A 22,388-nucleotide genomic window follows, 5' to 3' on the forward strand; every position below is an offset into this window, starting at 1 on the left:
GCAAGATAAAAACCTTACAAATTTTAGCGTGTTATATGGTATAGTGAGAAAGTATGTTTGGGGAGAAGGAAGGAGATTATACGATGAATACACCTACTCAAACTCCTTCATTATCGGAAACGATGAAAGAGTGGCATTATGCATTAGCGTATGAAATTAAACATTGGAAAACGATAGGTGGTAGTAAAATTTCTATCATGAATGGTCGTTTTTTATATACAGATTATGAAAGTACAGTATACGTATTTCAGCTTATTTCGGAAGTAAGCTTACCGGAAGGTTCACCGATTCGAATTGAGTTTGATGGTGAGGAAGCGACCGGAGAAGTATTATCTGTACATGGATTAGAAATAGAATTGAAATTAAATGATTATATACAAGGTGAAATACGAGAAGCGGTTTTATATAGTGAACCGTGGCAATTGTTAGAGCAACTACAAGAGCGATTAAAAGAAGCACGTAAAGATAAGTTAAAACGTAATCGTATAAAGCGTCTTGTTGATGGGACGAGCAGTCCGAAACATATTGAGAAGATGAAAAATCCGAAAAATGAATTGGCGTATCGTTCGTTTTACAATCCGACAACGTACGTGTGGGGACCACCTGGAACAGGGAAGTCTTACAATTTATCACGTATTATTTCGGCGCATTATCAAAAAGGAAAATCGGTACTTGTATTAGCTCATAGTAATGCGGCAGTAGACGTATTAATGAGCGAAGTAACGAAGCAAATTGAAAAGAAAAAGAAATGGACGCCTGGTGAAATTGTTCGTTACGGTTATAGTCAACATGAACATATACGAAATCATGAAACGTTACTTGCATCGAAATTAGTTGAAACGACGAACGGATCTTGGGGAGAAGAGAGACTCTATTTAGAAGAGACACGCCAAGAGCTTCGTGAAAAGATTTTATCATATAAAGCGACGTCTGCTGATAAGAAGCGTATACAAGAGATTGAAAGTGATCTTCGAAAGCAAAAAGCGAAAATTAAAGAAGTAGAAAAAGAATACATTGAAAATGCGAAAGTAATCGGCGCAACTTTATCGAAATGTGCCATTGATTCACTTATTTATGAGCGTACATTTGATTTAGTTGTTGTAGATGAAGTAAGTATGGCATATGTTCCGCAAATTGCATTAGCTGCTTCACTTGGAAAACGTATCGTCGTATGTGGTGATTTTTTACAGTTACCTCCAATTGCGATGGCGAACCATGAACTCGTTCGAAAATGGCTTGGGGAAGATATGTTTTACCATGCCGGGATTGTTGAGTCTGTTAATAAATCAGAAGCACACCCGAACCTGTTTATGCTGCAGGAACAAAGACGTATGCATGCGGATATATCTAAGTTTACAAACTCGTTTATTTATAAAAATAGAGTATACGATCATCCGTCTGTTTCAGAGCGTAAAGAACTTGCGCAATTGCAGCCGTTCGCAAATGAGGCGAGTGTTTTATTTGATACGAGCTTAATGGGAGCATTTTCGTTAAAAGACGCTGCTTCAGGGTCTCGTTTTAATATTATGTCTGGTTTAGTAGCGATGCAAATGATGTTAATCGGACTGTTAGATGGTGTGCAATCCATTGGTGTTGTGACTCCTTACAGAGCGCAGTCTCGCTTTTTATCAACGTGTATTAGAGAAATGTTGCAGAGAACGAAATATCAAAACATACCTGTTTTAGCAGCGACAGTTCATAAGTTCCAAGGATCTGAAAGAGATATGATGATTTTTGATACAGTAGATAGTTATCCGCAAGAACGACCTGGCGTTTTATTCTTTGACCATAAAAACCATCGTCTCGTCAACGTTGCTGTGACAAGGGCGAGAGGGAAGTTCATTCAATTATCAGATTGTCATTATATGCGAAAAAACCTTTCTAGAAAACAAGCGTTGTCACAATTAACGGCTCATATAGAACGCCACGGAGATGTGTATGATCGCACGACATCAAGACAATTGTGGGAACGGAAAATATCGAAACGATTACGCTGGTTTATGGAAATGAATCTTGAGGAAACGAAAGGGCTATTAAAAGATATTTTAGCAGCAAAACGAAAAATCATTATTTCGCTTCCAAGTACGAAACAAGTAGATAAACGAGTATGGCAAGCGTTAATGCGCACAAATGCACAAATAACAGTGTATAGTGACGGACCAGTTCCACTGAAAAATGTAAAGTTACAAAGGCAAAATAAAGCATTCCCGTTTATCGTAATCGATGATGAAATCTTTTGGGCAGGGGCACCGCTTACATCTCAAATGATGTTTGAAGGTAGTACGGAATTCCCGTACATATGTGCAAGACTGCAAGCACCTGAGACAATTGGTGTATTAAAAGGATTTTTAGATATTCGGTAAATTCGGATAGGAATTCCTTGACTTTTATTTGAAATGAACTTAGAATGAAAATAATTTAATATAATTTTATGAAAATTCTTATCACGAGAGGTGGAGGGACTGGCCCTACGAAACCTCGGCAGCGGATTCGTTATGAATACTGTGCCAATTCCAGCAAGGTAACTTGAAAGATAAGAAAGAAGCTCATTTTGACTGTATATAAAAAAGCCTCTTTCTATCTTTTAGAAAGAGGCTTTTTTACGTGAAAATAAAAGGAGGAAGAAAAATGGGAGCGACAGGAGTAGCGTCACAAAGAAAAATAATTGAAGAGAGTATCGAAAGAAATAAGGAAAAGTACATAGAAACAAGTCATGATATTCATGCGAATCCGGAGATTGGTAACCAAGAGTTTTATGCATCTAGAACGTTAAGTTTATTACTAGGTAGTGCAGGATTTCAGTTGCAGCACAATATAGCTGGACACGAAACAGGATTTATCGCGCGAAAAAGTTCAGGAAAACAAGGACCAGCAATCGCATTTTTAGCGGAGTACGACGCTTTACCAGGACTTGGCCATGCGTGTGGTCACAATTTAATCGGCACAATTAGTGTTGCAGCAGCAATTGCATTATCAGAAACGCTTGAAGAAATTGGCGGGGAAGTTGTCGTATTCGGAACACCAGCTGAAGAAGGAGGACCGAACGGTAGCGCAAAATCGAGTTATGTAAAGGCGGGTTTATTTAAAAACATTGATGCAGCGCTTATGATTCATCCGAGCGGAAAAACAGCAATAACGAGTCCTTCACTAGCAGTCGATCCACTTGATTTTCATTTTTACGGAAAAACAGCTCATGCCGCAGCTTCACCGGAAGAAGGAATTAACGCATTAGATGCGATTATTCAGCTGTATAACAGCATTAACGCACTTCGCCAACAACTTCCGTCAGATGTGAAGATTCATGGCGTTATTACAGAAGGCGGAAAAGCACCTAACATTATTCCTGACTACGCCGCAGCAAGATTCTTCATCCGTGCAGCGACGCGAAAAAGATGTGCGGAAGTAACAGAAAAAGTAAAAAATATTGCTCAGGGAGCAGCGTTAGCAACAGGCGCAAAAGTGAAAATCCATCAATTCCAAAATGAAATCGATGAACTACTCGTAACAAAAACATTTAATGAAGTCGTAGCCGAAGAACTAGAATTACAAGGTGAAGACGTAAATCGGAAAGAAAGATTTGGCATCGGCTCAACAGATGCAGGAAATGTAAGCCAAGTCGTACCGACCATTCATCCGTACATTAAAATCGGCCCAGATGATTTAATTGCACATACGAATGAATTTAGAGAAGCAGCACGTTCAGAATTAGGAGACAAAGCTCTAATTACATCAGCAAAAGCACTAGCAAATACGGCGTATCGATTAATTACGGAAGAAGGGCTGTTAGAGAAGGTGAAGGAGGAGTTTAGAGAGGCGCAAAGGAATCAGGGGTAGGTGATTGAAGGGAGTGGATGATCCACTCCTTTTTCTCTTAACAATAGCTATGTGTTTTCCAGTAAAACTAGTATTTTTAATCAATTTAATAATTTTTTATAATCGTAAGCCATTTAACATAACAAGAATTGTTCTTCCCATAAAAGCCCGATTGGTGAGGCTGATAATCAGTGGGGGATGAAGAACCTCCTACTGATTAAAGTTTCGCTTTATTTGAAGAATAGTGTAGTTAATAAACAGAAGCATACTAAAAAAGAACATTGACTTTTCAATGATCTTTTTTAGTGCCCTTACGAAGGAGAGATTTTCACTATTAGCGGGCAGCCAATATGAGAACGAAAAATTCTCTTCAAAAAAGAATGGGATAAGGTTGGAGCATACTTATTATAACTTAACGAAGTATTTCATTTAACTAGATTGAAATAGAGTTTCTATATTCTGAAGGTTTGATATTATTAGTTTCTTACATACTTTTCCTATTTATAATGGTATAGTAAAATATAGTAAAAAGAGAGGGGATTAGTATGGCGATAATTGGAATTGATTTAGGGACAACTAATAGTTTAGTAGCAACATGGTCGGAAGATGGTGCAACACTTATTCCAAATGTTTTAGGTGAATTTCTCACACCATCGGTAGTTAGCGTTGATGAAACGGGGGAAGTTTTAGTTGGGCGTATTGCGAAAGAGCGACTAATTACTCATCCACAACTAACAGCAGCAACTTTTAAACGTTTTATAGGAACAGAGAAAAAATATGAGCTGGGTACATATACTTTTTCATCTGAAGAATTATCATCTTTTGTTATTAAATCTTTAAAACAAGACGCAGAAGTGTATTTAAATGAAGAGGTTACCGGTGCTGTAATTAGTGTCCCTGCCTATTTCAATGATACGCAGAGAAAGTCAACGAAACGTGCAGCGGAAATAGCAGGATTAACAGTAGAACGCCTCATTAGTGAACCGACAGCTGCGGCAATTGCTTATGGCTTATACCAAGAACAATCAGAAACAAAATTTCTCGTATTTGATTTAGGTGGAGGCACTTTTGATGTTTCCATTTTGGAATTGTTTGAAGGGATAATGGATGTAAAATCTATTGCGGGTGATAATTATCTTGGTGGTGAAGATTTCACGAAAAGTTTAATGACCTTCTTCTTAGAATCCCATCAACTGGATCCAGAGTCACTTGATTCAAAAACATTATCATTAATTTATACACAAGCAGAACGCTGTAAGCTTGCTTTATGTAATGAGTCAGCTGCAACTATGAATGTTGTGATTCATAATCAAACATATGAAACAAGTATAAATAGGGGTGAATTCGAAAAGATTGTAACGCCGCTACTGTTACGTCTTCGTTATCCGATTGAACGTGCTCTTCGTGATGCTTCGTTAAACCCGAATGATTTAGACGCTGTCATTTTAATTGGTGGAGCGACTCGAATGCCTCTTGTGAAATCTGTTATTTCTAAAATGTTTGGGCGTATGCCTTATGCAAATATAAATCCAGATGAAACAGTTGCTTTAGGTGCTGCAATTCAAGTTGCCTTAAAAGAACGAAATAAGGCTTTAGAAGAAGTGATTTTAACCGATGTCTGTCCATATTCTTTAGGAACAAGTGTTGTTCAAGAATTTGGAGATGGTAAGTCAGAGTCTGGGTACTTCTTCCCTATTATAGAGAGAAATACACCAATTCCTGTAAGTAAGGTGGAGCGACTCTATACAGTAAAGGATAAACAACAATTTATAACTATTGATGTATATCAAGGGGAAAACCGTAAGGTAGTAAATAATTTAAAACTGGGTGAGCTCAAAATTAAGATTCCTCCTGCTCCTGCTGGAAATGAGTCGGTTGATATTCGTTATACATACGACATTAATGGCATTCTTGAAGTTGAGGTAATAAGTACATCAACTGGAGAAAAGAAAAGAACGATCATACAGCAAAACGCTGGAAATCTTACAGATGCAGAAATAGAAAAGAGACTTTTAGAGTTAAGACATATTAAAATTCATCCGAGAGATAGAGAAGAAAATCGACTTCTTCTTGCAAAGTGCGAAAGGCTTTATGAAGAGTTACTTGGTGATGAACGCAAAAAGATTTCTATATTACTGCAACAATTTGAGAGCGTGCTTACAACGCAAAATGATAAAAAGATTAAAGAAGCTTCCAGTATATTAAAAGAACATATTGAAAGTATGGAAAGGTGGGCAAATCGCTAATGAGTATTTGGAATACATTGGAGATTGAACCTACTGACAATATTTCAGTCATTAAAAAAGCTTATGCAAAACTCCTGAAAATACATCATCCAGAAGATGATCCAGAAGGATATCAAAAATTAAGAGAAGCGTTTGACGAGGCAGTGAAAAGTGCGAAAAATATGAAAGATAATCCGTCGATTCAAATAGATGATATGAATGCCCCTGATAGGGAACATGTATTTTCTCCATGGACTGACAGTGATGCGGAAATTGCTACTACTACAATTACTGAGCATCCAGTCTATACATTCATGGAAAGTGTTGAGACGCTTTATGATAATTTCTTTGCACGGATAGAGCAGGGGAATTGGGAGGAAATATTGCGTTCAGATGTGATATGGGATGTTCAATATGCAGCAGCACTACAAGATCAATTAATTGAATTTTTCTTATATCATTATCACTTCCCACATTCGATTTGGGAATTAATCGATCAAGTATTTCGATTCAGCGAGCAAAGAAATGATTTAGTAAATGAATATGGAGAAAATACAATTCAATTTTTATTAGAAAGAATTAGCGGCGAAAAAGAAATGCGTTATGATATTTTTGAAAAAACTGCTGATTTAGATTTTGAGTTGTATTTCTATATACGAGAAGAAATACAAAGGAAACTGATAGCGAATGAATTAGAAGATGTAAAAGAAGAACTGGATCGTGCGTTTGCAATGTATCAAAGGGACCCTGAATTATTACGTATGCAAGGTATTTATTATTTACGTATAGACAATAAGGAGAAGGCATTACAAGCATTTAGCAATATTCTGTTAATTGATAAAGACGACCCAGATGCATTATTATATCGTGCCCGTATTCAGCATAATCTTGGGCAATTTCACGATGCTATCAAAGATTGTGAACATCTTCTTTCTGTCTACCCAGAGCATATGGATGCGATGTTCATGATGACAAAATGCTTAGAAAAAGCGGGAGAAGTAGAGAAAGCTGAAAAAATAGTGCAGGATGCTTTTCAAATAAATAGGAACCATGTTGAGTTTCTATCATATTTCAATTCGTTTTTGGCACAAAGCGGAAAGAAACCAAATAAACCAGGGGTTACAATGGCTTATGTATTTGGTTGGATATTGATGTATATTGGCATGTTTTTAAGACGTACTTGGGTGTATATTTTATTTTTTATTCTTGCTATTATTACGCGATTACCTTTCAAATATATCCTTCTTCTTCCGGTTGTTTGGGAAGCGTGGAAGTTTTATAGACTGAAAATCAAAATGTAAGGAGGAGCTTAGGTGTTCGTTTCAAGAAAGAAAAAACAGGTAAAACAATATTTACGAAGCATGTCTACTATATGTATGGGTACTTATTTTCTTATTCATTATTTTACAAAATATGAATTTACATTTATAAGAGACCGTATACTTGGGAAAAAGTTTTTGAAGAAACAATTACAAAGATTTGATTGTAACGAACCAGCACAATTGAAAGAAATGATTGAGTGGTTATTAACAGAAGGATCACGTCAAGAATTTCAAACGATGTACAATCAATTAACCCCTCTTTCAGAAGCACAGCGAAAGCTATTACTTCCAAGACAATCAAACGATGAAAAAATGTACGTTGTGAATTACTCATTGCACATGTTACCTGATGCTGGGATTGCTGCATTTGATTATGCATGGTGTATTTGTTTAAGTCGAATTGGTAAAAGATTAGGTTATTTATCTAAAAAAGAAGCGGAACATTATATGATACAAGCGGCAAAACTTGCTCAAAACTCCTATTCAGATTGGCATGAGTACTTTCTTGCTTTTCATATCGGTAGTCACTTTAATAAATTGGACATAGAGTTCATAAGCAAAGATAAATACAATATTTTTTACACACTAGGTATGTTTAGAGTTAAAGATTCTTATGTGCATACAATTGCATGGAAAAATGACCTCCTTACAGATATGAGGGAAGGATAATGTTTGAGAGGAAAGCCTTACAATTGGACTGTATGATATTAAGATTGATGATAAATACTACTTCACCAGATGAAGAAGTAGTAATATGGTCGTTTGAAAATCTAAATGTAGTTCCATAACAGTGTTTTATGTTAAAGCAATAGAGAAATGAGAAGGTGTTTCAAAGAGTCTTCGGTTAGAGTTGATACTTCTTATTTCGTATAAAAATAGTACGTTATCCTATTTACGAGAACCATAGTAAGGATAACGTACTATTTTTTCTATTATGTAAATACATTCAGATACAATGATTTGATTGTTAAGGAACTACAAGTATATTATCTACAAGATAGGAAAAGAGGGGACTGAGATAATAGAAGGATGAAGCGTTTAATAGAAAGCAGTTCATCTCCATTTACTATTCGATAACTTTTAAATTTTGTTATGGGAAAGAAGGGAATGTTATATTAATCAAAAAAACTTGATTAATAAGTTGCATAAAGACTGAATCAACGTATATACTATAAATATCAAAAAAAATTGATGAAGGGAGAGTGAACTACAGTGGCGCAAAATTTCCAGCTCTATGAGAAAAAATTCAAAGCATTAGCGGATCAAAAGCGTTTAGAAATCATGTATGAACTTTGTCAGCGAGGCCAAACGTGTGTATGTGATTTAACAGAGATTTTTGAAATGACACAATCTAAGTTGTCCTATCATTTAAAGATTTTATTAGATGCAGGTTTGATTGTAAAAGAAAAAAAAGGTACGTGGAGTTATTATGATTTAAATGATGCGGAAGTGAATAATTTATTATCAGAAGAATTGTGCTGTATCTTTAGAAAAACAGGGAAAGGTAGTTGCTGTTAAAATTTTGAGTTATTAATCAAAAAAAATTGATTAATGATATGTAAAGAGGAGGAATAAGGTATGAGATATGTTCACGTCGGTATAAACGTTACGAATTTAGAGAAGTCTATTGAATTTTATGAAAAAGTATTTGGTGTATCACCAGTTAAAGTGAAAACGGATTATGCAAAATTTTTATTAGAGACGCCAGGACTTAATTTTACGCTGAACGTACGAGATGAGGTGAAGGGAAATCAGGTAAATCATTTCGGTTTCCAAGTGGATACAGCTGAAGAAATTACATTACATAAAGAAAGATTAGAAAAAGAAGGTTTCTTTGCGCGTGATGAAATGGATACGACTTGTTGCTATGCAGTTCAAGATAAGTTTTGGATAACGGATCCTGATGGAAATGAGTGGGAATTCTTTTATACGAAAGCACATAGTGATGTTCACAAAATTGAAGAGTCATCATGTTGCACGACTGCAAATGAGGTAGCTAAAAATTCTTGTTGTTAATAGGAGATGGAAAATAAAATGAAACGCTTATCTTTTCTAGACCGATATTTAACACTATGGATTTTTCTAGCGATGGCTGTTGGGATTGGTTTAGGGTTTGTATTCCCTAGTGTAGTAGACGGACTGAATACATTACAAGTTGGAACGACGTCTATTCCACTTGCTGTTGGTTTAATTGTCATGATGTATCCACCATTAGCAAAAGTTCGCTATGAGGAAATGGGCCGAGTATTTAAAGATGTAAAAGTGTTAGTTCTATCTTTAGTACAAAACTGGATTATTGGTCCGGTACTTATGTTTGTGTTAGCAATTATTTTTCTTCCTGATAAACCAGAATATATGGTCGGTCTCATTATGATTGGATTAGCACGTTGCATTGCAATGGTAATTGTTTGGAACGATCTAGCTGATGGTGATAAAGAATATGCGGCAGGTTTAGTTGCTTTTAATTCGGTATTCCAAATGCTCTTTTTCTCAGTTTATGCATACGTGTTTGTAACCGTAATTCCAGAATGGTTAGGAATTGAAGGTGCTATTGTCGATATTACAATGATAGAAGTAGCAAAATCAGTATGTATCTATTTAGGAATTCCTTTTATAGCAGGTATGTTGACACGCTTTGTACTCGTTAAGTTAAAAGGAAGACAGTGGTATGAAAAGGTGTTTATACCGAAGATTAGTCCACTTACACTACTTGCATTGCTATTTACAATTATCGTTATGTTCTCTTTAAAAGGAGAGATGATTGTTAGCGTGCCATTAGATGTAGTAAGAATAGCGATTCCGTTATTAATCTATTTTATTGTAATGTTTTTTGTTTCTTTCTTTATGGGAAGAAAAATTGGTGCAAACTATCCGGTAACAACAACGTTAGCATTTACAGCAGGTAGTAATAACTTTGAATTAGCGATTGCTGTAGCAGTTGGTGTGTTTGGTATTCATTCAGGCGCAGCATTTGCTGCTGTGATCGGTCCTTTAGTTGAAGTCCCTGTCATGATTGCACTTGTAAACGTCGCTTTTTGGTTTAAGCGTAAATATTTTAATGATCAACCAGTATAATTTAAAAACAAAGGCGGAAAACAACATGGAAAATAAAAAGAAAATCTATTTCTTATGTACAGGAAATTCATGCAGAAGCCAAATGGCAGAAGCATGGGGGAAACAATATTTAGGGGATAAGTGGAATGTGTATTCTGCGGGAATCGAAGCACATGGAGTGAATCCAAACGCAATTAAAGCAATGAACGAAGTAAATATCGACATAACAAATCAAACATCAGATATAATTGATGCAAATATTTTAAATCGTGCTGATTTAGTCGTTACGCTTTGTAGTCATGCGGATTCTGTTTGTCCTTCGACACCTCCGCATGTGAAGCGTGTTCACTGGGGATTTGATGATCCAGCAGGAAAAGAATGGTCTGAGTTTCAACGTGTTCGTGATGAAATAGGAGAACGTATAAAGCGATTTTCTGAAACAGGAGAGTAAAATAAAGAGTCAATCTTCTATCGTATAGGAGATTGGCTCTTTTTTATTGATTTAAAGCAACTATTAAAATGAATAGAGAATATTCTGTCATGATGGTAAAGTTAGAATAGAGCAGTTTCAGGGAGGGGCGTAACGTATGATTTTTGAATTGAAAAAGGATGATTATTATAAATGTAACAGTTTACTAAATGAAAAAGGGCAATTAGAAGTAAAGGCTGTAATTGCAGGAGTGAATCCTGGTCGTATATTTGTAGATAGCATCTATTCTCCTAATTCAGGACTTATTTGGTTAGGGAATAACGATGGCTTCTTTTTTATAGGAAGTGCAGTAAATGAAAAGTTTAATAATGAAATGAATCGTTTTATTGATAATGTGATAGAACCTGAGGCGAGAAAGGCTGGATTAAATTGCTTTGAAGCAATTGGTAATCATTCAAAGTGGAATAAAACAATCGAAAAAATATTTCAATATCGTAAATTAAAGAGTTGGAATCAAAGAGTGTATACGCTAAAGGAAGAGGATTATGAGGGGAATCATGAACCTAAAATTGAACAAGGGTATACAGTGCTAAAAATGAGTAAAGCTCTCTATGAAAATCAAGGGAATGTATTGAAGAATATTGAGTTTTTACAATCAAAAATTTTAGAGTTTTGGTCCTCACCTGATGAATTTTTTAACGAGGGAATAGGCTATTGCATAGTTTTTGAAAACATGATTGTAAGTGTTTGTTTTTCGGGGTTCGTCTTTGACAATATACATTGCATAGATATTGAAACGATAGAAGATCACCAAGGGAGAAAATTAGCTCAAACGATAGCTCATAGTTTCGTAAAAGAATGTTTGGAGAATAATATTATTCCATATTGGGACTGCATGGAAATAAATAAGCCTTCTGTGGCCGTTGTAGAAAATGTAGGTTTTACAAATGTTTTTAATTATGTAGGTTATTATTTTCCTTTTGAGTAAATGAAGTGTATGTTAAAAAACTATCATCGAGGGTTTTCACAAGAAAGGAAAATAGTATGAAACAAATAATAAAAAACATATTAATAAACTACTTTAAAGAAATTCATACATTACTAGTGGAAGAAGAACTACATAAGAATAGTTGGCATACAGATTTGCATTATAAAATCATCGTAAATGGAGATCGATATTCCGCACGATTTATAAATAGCGATCGAACAATCAATCCGGCCTTTGGGACGTTATCAAATGAACAATTGAAAGAGCAAGTACGGTTTACGTATTATTTACGAGAGCATGGAATTCCATTTATGCAGATTAAGGAGAATAGGGCGGGGGATTCATTTACATTAGTCACTTGCAATGAGGAACAGTACCGATTTGTATTGTCTACTTGGATGGAAGGGGAACATATTACTCATTGTACAGAAACGATGGCAGAGGTCTTTGGAAAGGAAGCAAGAAAGATACATGATATTTCTAGTACATTTCAAAGTTCGACTTTTCAAAAGAGATCTCATTTAGATGGATATGGTGAATTTATAAAGCTATTAGACAATAAAGGTGGTACATGCAAGGAATTGCGGGGGTATATAGAGCTCGCTAAGTATCATATAGAATGCGCACATACGAGCGATTTAGAGTTTATTGTACAAACCGATTTAAATCCTTTAAATGTCATTTGGGATTCAAATCAATCTGTAAAAGGAATTATAGATTTTGAATCCATTGCATATGTTGATCGTATGGAAGGTTTAGCCTTTTTAATAAAGTGGTATTCCCGGACAGAAGGAATACAGTCACATGTAGTATGTCCGAAAGTTACTAAAGCATTTTTAAAAGGGTATGGAGCTAATAACATTTTAACTTCAAATGAGTATGAAAGACTTTCTTCGTTGCTATGGTTATCCGGTAGTTTAAATTGGAACTTTGTTAAAAAGACGATGAGTCTATTAGGTGACGAGAGAAAAGTAGAGGAACATTTGAGAGTTTATAAAATAAGAGGAGAAAATCTATCTGTATTAGTAAATAGAGAAAGAGCCAACTCACACGAGTAGGCTCTTTCTTTTTATGTACTACGAATCTTCGTAATAGAACGATGTTGCGGCATTCCTTTCATAGAATATAAGTGTGAAAAACGCACATTTCATCATAAAAAAATGATCTTTTTCACGCTTTACAGGTTATCTGATGTATAGTCGTATTTTTTATAAAAAAATGTTTTTAAAAAGTGTTGAAATATTTAGAAAATTAAATTATTATTTTCCATGTAAACTACTAAGTAATCGTTTACATGGATGAAATAAGGGTTTAAACAAAACTGAAGTAAACGATTTCTTGAAAATTTAGAAAGAGTGATGATATGGCTAAGTCTACAATTAAAGATGTTGCATTGGAAGCGAATGTGTCTACAGCTACAGTATCTCGTGTGTTAAACGAAAGTGGATTTGTAAGTGACGACATTAAAGATCGTGTTCATTTAGCTGTGAAAAAATTGAATTATCAACCAAATGCGATTGCTAGAAGTTTAAAGCAAGATAAAACATACACGATTGGTGTTGTGATTCCAGATATTACAAACCATTATTACATGACAATTTCAAAGGCGATTGAAGATATTGTGCAGCAAAAGGGCTATAACCTTATTTTTTGTAGTAGTCATGAAAATCCTAAAAAAGAGGATAAATTGTTGCAGCTACTAGTGGAACAACGGGTAGATGCGATTGTGTTGGCGACTGCTGGCGGTTGTGAAGAAAGAGTAAGGAGTATTCATCAGGCCGGTGTACCGATTGTTTTAGTTGACCGGACTGTTGAGATTGGGGATTCGAAATTAGATTCGGTTATAGAAAGTAATTTTGAAAGTGCTTATACATTAACGAGCTATCTTTTAAAACAGGGTCATAAATCGATTGGTCTTGTGAATGGATTGTTGAACGTTAGTACAGGTAAAGAGCGCTATGAAGGATTTCAGAAAGCTTTAGAAGAGTTTGGGATTCAAGAAGATGAAAACTATACGTTTAATAGCACTTTCACAAGAGAAGGTGGTATGAAAGCGGTTGATTATTTTCTGAATTTTACTGAGAAACCGTCAGCTATTCTATCTTTGAACAATGAAATGGCATTTGGTGTTCTTCTTGAATTAACGAGGAGGGGTTACTCTGTACCAGAGGACATTGTGATCGCTTCTTTTGGTGATGTGGAGGCAGCACAATTATTACGAGCACCTGGTATTATATCAGTCGCTCACAAACCATATGAAATGGGAGAAAGGGTAGGTGATATATTATTGAAACGTTTAAATAATGAAGAAGGTCCCTTTCATGAAATATTTACACCAAAGTTATTAATAGATGCACAAAGTGTAAGTAGTTGAAACGTATTTTCGTTAAGTTAAAAATCGGAAGGGAGATAAAAATGCTAAAAGGAATACCGAAAATAATTAGTCCAGATTTAATGAAAGTTCTTTTAGAAATGGGGCATGGGGATGAGATTGTTTTAGCGGATGGCAATTTCCCTGCTGCCTCTTGCGGGAGGAAGCTCATTCGATGTGAAGGTCATGGGGTTCTTGAAGTACTACAGGCAATTTTACAATTCTTCCCGCTCGATACGTATAGTGATCATTCCGTTTCATTAATGAAGGTTGTAAAAGGGGACTCTACCAAGCCCGTCATTTGGGAAACGTATGATGCGGCGATCAAACAATACGATACACATTTTGATAGTTTTGAGATGATTGATCGCTTTGCGTTTTATGAGAGGGCAAAGAAGGCGTATGCGATTGTTGCAACGAGTGAAAGTGCTCTCTATGCCAATATGATTTTAAAAAAGGGCGTTGTCACCGATTAACGCCGTAGTTACTATTTGGTGGATTAAAAAATTGATAAGGTTGTAGGTGATAGGATGAGTGAATTGCTACTGAAAATGGATGGAATTGGTAAAGTGTTCCCTGGAGTGCAAGCGCTTTCTAATGTGCAGTTTGAATTGAAAAAAGGCGAAGTTCACGCACTTTTGGGAGAGAATGGAGCCGGAAAATCTACATTAATGAAAATTTTAACAGGGATTTATCAAAGGGATACTGGAACAATTGCATACGAAGGAAGAGAAATCGAGGTTCCCGATACAAAAGCAGCACAAAGACTTGGAATCAGTATAATCCATCAGGAACTTAATTTAGCTCCGCATTTAACAGTTGCCCAAAATATTTTTATAGGAAGAGAACCTAAAGGGCTATTTAATCTTTTTTTGGATGAAAAAGAACTAAATAACAGAGCAAAAAAACTATTTGAAAGGTTAAACATTCATCTAGATCCTAAAGAATTGGTAGGTGATTTGACAGTTGCGAAACAACAAATGGTTGAGATTTCCAAAGCTCTTTCCTTTGATTCGAAAATATTAATTATGGATGAGCCAACCGCAGCTTTAACGGATACGGAAATTGATGCATTGTTTGTTATGATTCGAAAATTACGACAAGATGGTGTGGGAATTGTATATATCTCTCACCGCATGGAGGAGCTTAAGAAAATTACGGACCGTGTATCGATTATGCGAGATGGTACATACGTAGGAACGATGAACACGAAGGATGCAACGATTGAACAAATTATCTCGATGATGGTTGGAAGGAAAATTGATAACAATCAAAAACCAGAAATGAAAGAGAGAACGAGAGAAAAAGTGTTTGAAGTAAAAAATTTAAAGAGAGGGAAAACGATAAAGGATGTAAGCTTTGAACTGTATAAAGGGGAAATCGTTGGCTTTGCTGGATTGATGGGAGCTGGAAGAACAGAAGTAGCCCGTGCTATATTCGGGGCAGATCCACTTGATTCAGGGGAGATTTTTATTAAAGGAAAAAGACAGAATATTAAAAATCCTTCTGATGCAGTGCAACATGGAATTGGATATTTATCTGAGGATCGAAAGCAGTTTGGACTTCTAGTTGGGATGGATGTCAAAACAAATATTGCAATGGCATCGATGAAAGATTATGTGAAACCTTTTGGCTGGATGCATGTATCTAAAGTGGATCAACAATCTGAGGAATTAATTAAGAGGTTAAAAATAAAAACACCATCAGGTAATCAATTAGTGAAAAATCTTTCAGGAGGGAATCAGCAAAAAGTTGTTATAGGCAAGTGGTTGACTAGAGATTCAGACATTTTAATCTTTGATGAGCCTACTCGTGGTATTGATATTGGGGCAAAAGATGAAATTTATAAGTTACTACACGATTTAGCACAGCAAGGAAAATCTATTATTATGATTTCCTCAGAACTTCCTGAAATTTTAAGAATCAGCCACCGCGTAATTGTTATGTGTGAAGGCAAAATAACAGGAGAATTGAAAAATGATGAAAAAGCATCACAAGAAGCGATTATGACGCTTGCAACAAAACGAATTATGTAATGAATAGTAACGGATGATAAAGGAGTGAACAGGAATGGAAATGCCAAAAGCAGTAGAGTTTCCGGTTGAAGGGAAGATGAGGAAAGGGATGAATTCAAACGCCCTTCAGCAGCTTCTAGCATTTGCAAGTTTAATCGTACTTGTTTTTATTTTTTCAATTGCTTCAGCTAATTTTCTACAATTTGATAACATTATAGGAATCTTTTTATCGACAGCTGTTACAGGCATACTTGCTTTAGGAGCAACGATGATTATCGTTACAAGTGGAATTGATTTATCGTGTGGAACCGTACTGACGTTGTCTTCGGTTATGACAGGTGTTTTTGCTGTCAACTTAGGTTTACCGGTTTGGGTAGCTGTTATAGGAGGCATTTTAATAGGCGCCGTAGTAGGTTTGATTTCGGGAGCTGCGATTGCAAAATTGAAGATTCCGCCATTTATTGCAACGTTAGCTATGATGATGATCGCGAAAGGATTGGCACTTGTTATTTCGAAAGCCACTCCAATCTATTTCACTTCTATACCAAGTTTTAACAAAATTGCGATGGGTTCTATTATTCCTGGGTTTGCTATTCCAAATGCTGTTTTCATCTTTTTTGGAATGGCTATTTTCGCAAGCTTAATTTTAAATAAAACGATTATCGGAAGGTATACATTTGCACTAGGAAGCAATGAAGAAGCGACCAGGCTTTCTGGAGTGAATGTTGATAAGTGGAAAATCATTATCTACATGCTTGCAGGTGTTTTTACTGGTGTTGCAGGGATTATCATGGCATCTCGTCTAAATTCTGCCCAGCCAGCTTTAGGTGCAGGATATGAATTAGAAGCAATCGCAGCAGTCGTTATCGGAGGAACTTCTTTAAGTGGTGGTAAAGGAACAATTCTTGGTACTGTTATCGGTGCATTGATTATGAGTGTGTTAACAAATGGTCTTCAAATCCTTTCCGTACCGCAAGAGTGGCAAACAGTAGTTGTTGGAGCGGTTATCTTATTGGCAGTTTACGCAGATGTGTTACGAAACAAAAAAGCAAAGAATTAACTGCGATACTGTTTTTAAAATAAAACAATATATAGGGGGAGTTTTGGATGAAGAAAGCAAAAAAGGGCATCGTTTTATCATCAATTCTTGCAATTTCAATGTTTATGGGAGCGTGTTCTTCAAACAATGCAAGCACGGGAAGTAAGGATAGTGATGCTCCTGCAAAAGATGACGGGAAACGTTATGTGGCTATCATTTCAAAAGGGTTCCAGCATCAGTTCTGGCAGGCTGTTAAAAAAGGAGCTGAGCAAGCAGCAGATGAATATAAGGTGAATATTACATTTGTAGGTCCTGAAACGGAAGCGCAGGTTGATAAGCAAGTTGAAATGCTCCGTAGCACACTTGATAAAAAACCAGATGCGATTGGTTTTGCGGCATTAGATTCTAAGGCTGCTCTTCCATTATTAGAACAAGCAAAAAACAAAAAAATTCCGGTTGTTGCGTTTGACTCAGGTGTTGAGGGAGATATACCTGTGGCAACAGCAGCAACAGATAATAAAGCGGCGGCAGCTCTTGCAGCTGAGAAAATGGCTGGATTAATTGGTGAAAAAGGAGAAGTAGCAGTAGTTGCTCACGACCAGACAAGTAAAACAGGTGTTGAACGACGAGATGGCTTTGTAAATACAATCAAATCAAAGTATCCGAACATTAAACTTGTCGATATTCAATATGGTAGCGGCGATCAATTAAAATCGACTGACGCTGCTAAGGCAATTATGCAAGCGCACCCAAATGTAAAAGGTATTTTCGGTACAAATGAAGGTTCTGCGATAGGGGTAGTAAATGCTGTTAAAGAATTGAACAAAAAGAGTGTAGTAGTAGTTGGCTTTGACTCTGGAAAACTACAAATTGATGCGATTAAGAGCGGAGTAATGGCAGGTGCGATTACGCAAAATCCAATTGGAATCGGTTATGAAACTGTGAAAGCAGCTGTTGAGAACCTAGATGGGAAACAAGTATCCAAAACAATTGACACTGGTTTCTATTGGTACGATAAAAAGAACATTGATGATCCAAAGATTAAGGAAGTTCTATATCAATAAAATCTAAAACGAAACTAGCGGTGCAAATAAGAGAGAAACTGAGGTGCATACTATTGCTGAGTGTAATAAATGATTTGAAATTATATGCAAATAAGATTGTCCAAACGGGTCTTGTAGTAGGAGCAGGTGGAAATTTAAGTATGAGAGACGGAAATATGATGTATATCTCTCCTAGCGGTTTTGATTTGCAAGAGATAGAAGACCACGAGTGGGTACGTGTCAATATTGAAACGGGTGAGATATTGGATGATTTAAAACCATCTTCTGAAATATTAATGCATCTGGAATGTTTTCGTAAACGTCCTGATATAACAGCTGTTTTACATGCTCATCCAAGTTATTCGGTAGGTGTATCATGTACTGGTCATACCATTCCGAGTCTATTCCCAGATTTTCCAGCAATGATCAAAAGCGTATCTTATCTTGAATATATGATTCCGACTACAGAAGTATTGGCTAACGCTGTATCAAATGTGATTGAAGAAAATGATGTAGTCGTAATGAGGAATCACGGGGTACTTACGGTTGGTAAAACAATGAAAGAAGCATATTTTCTAATGCAAATTCTAGAAGAAGCGGCCAAAGTATATACGATTGCATCGACGGTGGGCGTGCCAAGAATTTTGACAGAGGAAGAATGTCACGAATTAAGAAATCTATCTTCTGAGAAATATAGATTACAACTATTAAAAGATGCGGAGTAATTGAAGTGTTTCCGAGGGGTGTGAAGGAATGGAAAAAGTTTGGGCTTTTGATTTAGGTGCATCTAATGGGCGTTTAATGGTAAGTGGATTTGATGGGAAACGCCTTTATCTTGAAGAAGTTCACCGGTTCTCCAATCGCCCTATTTACGCAACTGGTCATTACTATTGGGATATTTTAAGGATCTTCCAAGAAATGAAGAATGGAATAGGGAAAAGTATTCAAAACGGTCATAAGTCGATCGAAAGTTTATCTATCGATACGTGGGGCGTTGATTTCGGACTTCTTTCTGCAACAGGAGAATTGCTTAGCAATCCTTATTCTTATAGAGATCCGCATACAAATGATAGTTTAAAAGAAATCACGGAAGTCATTCCGAGGGATGTTTTGTTCTCTCGAACAGGAGTCACGCCAGCAACAATTAATACGATCTGCCAGCTTTATACGATAAAAAAGAATAACCCAGATTTGATAGAAAAGGCAAAAACTCTATTATTAACACCAAACTTATTGAGTTATTTATTTTCCGGCGAAAAGGCGAATGAATATACGATTAGTACAACGACATCATTATTTCACATTCATGAGCATAATTGGGATACCGCCCTTATGACTAAGTTAAAGCTACCTAAAGAAATCATGGGAAATATTGTGATGCCAGGAACAACTCTCGGTCCGACACTTTCTTCTATTCATAATGAATTTGGCATGAAGCCTGTTAAAGTTATTGCTGGTGCAGGACATGATACAGCCTGTGCTCTTGCCGCATTGCCTATAAAGTCAGAATATTCCGCTTTTATGAGTTGTGGTACATGGATCTTAATGGGAGTTCAAGTGAAGGATCCAGTCATTAATGAACAGGCTTTGGAATGGGGCTTTACAAATGAAGGAACGGCAGATGGCGAGTTTCGGCTACTTAAAAATATTATGGGGTTATGGCTCATGCAAGAATGTAGGGGGACTTGGGCAAAAGAAGGCAAGCTTTTTACTTACGAAGAAGAAGAAACGTTGATTCGAAATACAAAGCCATTTGCACATTCCATAGATCCAGATGATCCTTCTTTCTTCAATCCGGAAAATATGCTAAAACAAATCCGAGATTTCTGTATAAAGAGTGGTCAACAGCCCCCTGAAACGGAAGGGAGTTTCCTCCGCTGTATTTTGGAGAGTCTTTCATTCAAGTACAGATGGGTGTTAGAGAAGCTGGAAGTGTTAACTGGTAAGTCAATAGAAGTCATCCACATGGGCGGCGGTGGCATTCAGAATGATCTTTTTTGTCAATTTACCGCAAATGCGACTAACCGCCCTGTTGTAGCGGGGCCAGTTGAAGCGAGTGCGATTGGAAATTCATTATCGCAATGGATCGCGCTAGGAAAAATAAAGGATTTAAAGGAAGGTAGAGAGATTGTTGAAAACTCGTTTCCTGTTAAACATTATCAACCTCAAAATCAATTAGAATGGCAGGAAGCATACGGCCGTTTTCTTGAAATAATCGATAACAATGTAGTAAGAAGGGAGCTTTAAAATGAAAACAGTTCATAATAGATTTTACAATAAATTACCAAAAATCGGAATTAGACCAACGATTGATGGCAGAAGAAATGGTGTACGTGAATCTCTTGAAGATATGACGATGAATCTTGCAAAATCGGTAGCAAATTTATTAACTGAAAATTTACGTCATTACAATGGCGAGGCAGTAGAATGTGTCATCGCTGATACATGTATTGGCGGTGTGGCGGAAGCGGCCAAAGCGGCTGAAAAATTTGCGGTAGAGGGAGTTGGTGTTTCTATTACTGTTACACCATGCTGGTGCTATGGTTCTGAAACGATGGATATGAATCCAGACATTCCAAAAGCAGTATGGGGGTTTAATGGAACAGAACGTCCAGGGGCAGTGTATCTTGCAGCTGTCTTAGCTGCCCACAATCAAAAGGGTATTCCGGCTTTCGGTATATACGGGAAAGATGTGCAAGATTTAAGTGATACATCTATTCCTGAAGATGTGCAGGGAAAATTACTTCAATTTGCAAAGTCTGGTCTTGTCGTTGCTACTTTAAAAGGAAAATCGTATCTTTCGATGGGATCTGTATCTATGGGGATTGCCGGTAGTACCGTTAACCCCGAGTTTTTCCAAGATTATTTAGGAATGAGAAATGAATATATTGATATGACCGAATTTGTCAGAAGAATAGATGAGGAGATTTATGATAAGGAAGAATATGAAAGAGCTTTAAACTGGGTGAAGGAGTATTGCCCAGAAGGTCCAGATAATAATGCGGAAGAGATGCAACGATCAAGGGAGCAAAAGAATAAAGACTGGGAAACGAGCGTGAAAATGACATTAATTGCAAGAGATCTTATGGTTGGAAATCCGAAACTAGAGGAACTTGGTTATGGTGAAGAAGCGCTAGGGCATAACGCGATTTCTGCAGGTTTTCAAGGCCAGCGTCAATGGACGGATCATTTCCCGAATGGAGATTTTATGGAGACGATTTTAAATTCTTCCTTTGATTGGAACGGAATTCGCCCGCCATACATTATGGCTACTGAAAATGATAGTTTAAATGGGGTTACGATGTTATTTGGCCATTTGTTAACAAATACGGCTCAAGTTTTTGCAGATGTAAGAACGTATTGGAGCCCGGAGGCGGTAGAACGCGTGACAGGACATAAACCGGAAGGATTGGCGGCAAATGGATTTATTCATATGATTAATTCCGGTTCCGCTGCGCTTGATGGTACAGGACAACAAACGAAAGATGGAAAGCCTGCTATAAAACCATTTTGGGAAATTACGGAGGAAGAAGCGCAAAAATGTTTGGCAGCTACTTCCTGGCGACCAGCTTCAACAGGATATTTCCGCGGGGGCGGGTTCTCGAGCGATTTCTTAACGAAAGGAAATATGCCTGTAACAGCAGCTCGTCTCAACCTCGTGAAAGGATTAGGACCTGTTTTACAAATTGCAGAAGGTTACACAGTTGAAATACCAGAAGAGGTTCACGACGTATTGGATGGGAGAACAGATCCAACTTGGCCAACAACTTGGTTTGTACCAAATTTAACAGGAGAAGGTGCCTTTAAGGACGTTTACACCGTGATGAATAATTGGGGTGCCAACCATTGTGTAATTAGCTATGGACACATTGGCGCTGATTTAATTACTCTTGCTTCCATGCTCCGAATTCCTGTAAATATGCATAACGTCAAAGAAGAGAACATCTTCAGACCGAGTGCATGGGGCATGTTCGGAACGAAAGACCCAGAAGCAGCAGATTACCGCGCCTGCCAAAACTTTGGCCCATTATACCATTAATGATAAGATCCCCTGATTACATATCGGGGGATTACTATAGGGCATTGGA

General features: G+C 36.8%; 19 protein-coding genes and 1 riboswitch. All 19 genes read left to right on the forward strand.

The window, feature by feature from the left end; all coding sequences use genetic code 11:
• Window positions 1–53 precede the first annotated feature (53 nt).
• The 19 genes from MR070_RS11010 to MR070_RS11100 all read left to right on the forward strand — a co-directional run bounded on the left by MR070_RS11010 (window position 54) and on the right by MR070_RS11100 (window position 22,339).
• Window positions 54–2,363 carry an AAA domain-containing protein gene (locus tag MR070_RS11010; protein WP_044793094.1) on the forward strand — a complete coding sequence of 770 codons (2,310 nt, stop codon included), beginning with the start codon at window positions 54–56 and terminating at the stop codon, window positions 2,361–2,363.
• 75 nt (window positions 2,364–2,438) lie between these two features.
• Window positions 2,439–2,540: riboswitch (SAM riboswitch) on the forward strand.
• 88 nt (window positions 2,541–2,628) lie between these two features.
• Entirely contained in the window at window positions 2,629–3,834 is a 1,206-nt protein-coding gene (locus tag MR070_RS11015; RefSeq protein ID WP_242261260.1) for a M20 family metallopeptidase, read from the forward strand.
• 524 nt (window positions 3,835–4,358) lie between these two features.
• Window positions 4,359–6,059 carry a molecular chaperone HscC gene (gene hscC / locus MR070_RS11020; RefSeq protein WP_000974594.1) on the forward strand — a complete coding sequence of 567 codons (1,701 nt, stop codon included), beginning with the start codon at window positions 4,359–4,361 and terminating at the stop codon, window positions 6,057–6,059.
• Window positions 6,059–7,339 (forward strand): J domain-containing protein, encoded by a 1,281-nt coding sequence (locus MR070_RS11025; protein WP_242261261.1) that lies wholly within the window; start codon window positions 6,059–6,061, stop codon window positions 7,337–7,339. The genes hscC and MR070_RS11025 overlap by 1 nt, the downstream gene beginning before the upstream one ends.
• Before the next feature lie 12 nt (window positions 7,340–7,351).
• A complete protein-coding gene (locus MR070_RS11030) occupies window positions 7,352–8,029 on the forward strand; it encodes a DUF1266 domain-containing protein (RefSeq protein WP_000498142.1) in 678 nt (225 codons plus the stop codon).
• Between the two features lie 543 nt (window positions 8,030–8,572).
• A complete protein-coding gene (gene arsR, locus MR070_RS11035) occupies window positions 8,573–8,878 on the forward strand; it encodes an arsenical resistance operon transcriptional regulator ArsR (RefSeq protein WP_000068187.1) in 306 nt (101 codons plus the stop codon).
• Between the two features lie 60 nt (window positions 8,879–8,938).
• On the forward strand, window positions 8,939–9,376 hold the full coding sequence (locus tag MR070_RS11040; protein ID WP_001271010.1) for an ArsI/CadI family heavy metal resistance metalloenzyme: 438 nt from the start codon (window positions 8,939–8,941) through the stop codon (window positions 9,374–9,376).
• Window positions 9,377–9,394: 18 nt separating this feature from the next.
• Window positions 9,395–10,435: an ACR3 family arsenite efflux transporter gene (arsB, locus tag MR070_RS11045; protein ID WP_000826561.1), complete on the forward strand. Its 1,041-nt coding sequence runs from the start codon at window positions 9,395–9,397 to the stop codon at window positions 10,433–10,435.
• A 25-nt stretch (window positions 10,436–10,460) separates the two neighbouring features.
• On the forward strand, window positions 10,461–10,865 hold the full coding sequence (gene arsC / locus MR070_RS11050) for an arsenate reductase (thioredoxin) (protein WP_000428256.1): 405 nt from the start codon (window positions 10,461–10,463) through the stop codon (window positions 10,863–10,865).
• 136 nt (window positions 10,866–11,001) lie between these two features.
• Entirely contained in the window at window positions 11,002–11,832 is an 831-nt protein-coding gene (locus MR070_RS11055) for a GNAT family N-acetyltransferase (protein WP_000575727.1), read from the forward strand.
• A gap of 56 nt (window positions 11,833–11,888) precedes the next feature.
• The gene (locus MR070_RS11060) at window positions 11,889–12,890 is read left to right on the forward strand and encodes a phosphotransferase enzyme family protein (protein WP_000809422.1); all 1,002 of its coding nucleotides are present in this window, start codon (window positions 11,889–11,891) and stop codon (window positions 12,888–12,890) included.
• Between the two features lie 305 nt (window positions 12,891–13,195).
• Window positions 13,196–14,206 carry a LacI family DNA-binding transcriptional regulator gene (locus MR070_RS11065; RefSeq protein WP_242261262.1) on the forward strand — a complete coding sequence of 337 codons (1,011 nt, stop codon included), beginning with the start codon at window positions 13,196–13,198 and terminating at the stop codon, window positions 14,204–14,206.
• Window positions 14,207–14,247: 41 nt separating this feature from the next.
• A complete protein-coding gene (gene fucU / locus MR070_RS11070) occupies window positions 14,248–14,679 on the forward strand; it encodes an L-fucose mutarotase (protein WP_242261263.1) in 432 nt (143 codons plus the stop codon).
• A 54-nt stretch (window positions 14,680–14,733) separates the two neighbouring features.
• Entirely contained in the window at window positions 14,734–16,239 is a 1,506-nt protein-coding gene (locus MR070_RS11075; protein WP_242261264.1) for a sugar ABC transporter ATP-binding protein, read from the forward strand.
• Between the two features lie 34 nt (window positions 16,240–16,273).
• Window positions 16,274–17,278, forward strand: a complete 1,005-nt coding sequence (locus MR070_RS11080; protein WP_179192336.1) for an ABC transporter permease — start codon at window positions 16,274–16,276, stop codon at window positions 17,276–17,278.
• 47 nt (window positions 17,279–17,325) lie between these two features.
• Window positions 17,326–18,321, forward strand: coding sequence for an ABC transporter substrate-binding protein (locus tag MR070_RS11085; RefSeq protein WP_000709393.1), 996 nt, complete (start codon window positions 17,326–17,328; stop codon window positions 18,319–18,321).
• Window positions 18,322–18,374: 53 nt separating this feature from the next.
• A complete protein-coding gene (locus MR070_RS11090; protein WP_000953728.1) occupies window positions 18,375–19,025 on the forward strand; it encodes a class II aldolase/adducin family protein in 651 nt (216 codons plus the stop codon).
• A 28-nt stretch (window positions 19,026–19,053) separates the two neighbouring features.
• Entirely contained in the window at window positions 19,054–20,547 is a 1,494-nt protein-coding gene (locus MR070_RS11095) for a rhamnulokinase (RefSeq protein WP_000416987.1), read from the forward strand.
• 1 nt (window position 20,548) lies between these two features.
• Window positions 20,549–22,339: an L-fucose isomerase gene (locus MR070_RS11100; protein WP_138321646.1), complete on the forward strand. Its 1,791-nt coding sequence runs from the start codon at window positions 20,549–20,551 to the stop codon at window positions 22,337–22,339.
• Window positions 22,340–22,388 lie beyond the last annotated feature (49 nt).

This window comes from Bacillus cereus group sp. BfR-BA-01453 (assembly GCF_022662915.1).
Taxonomy (GTDB): Bacteria; Bacillota; Bacilli; order Bacillales; family Bacillaceae_G; genus Bacillus_A; species Bacillus_A paranthracis.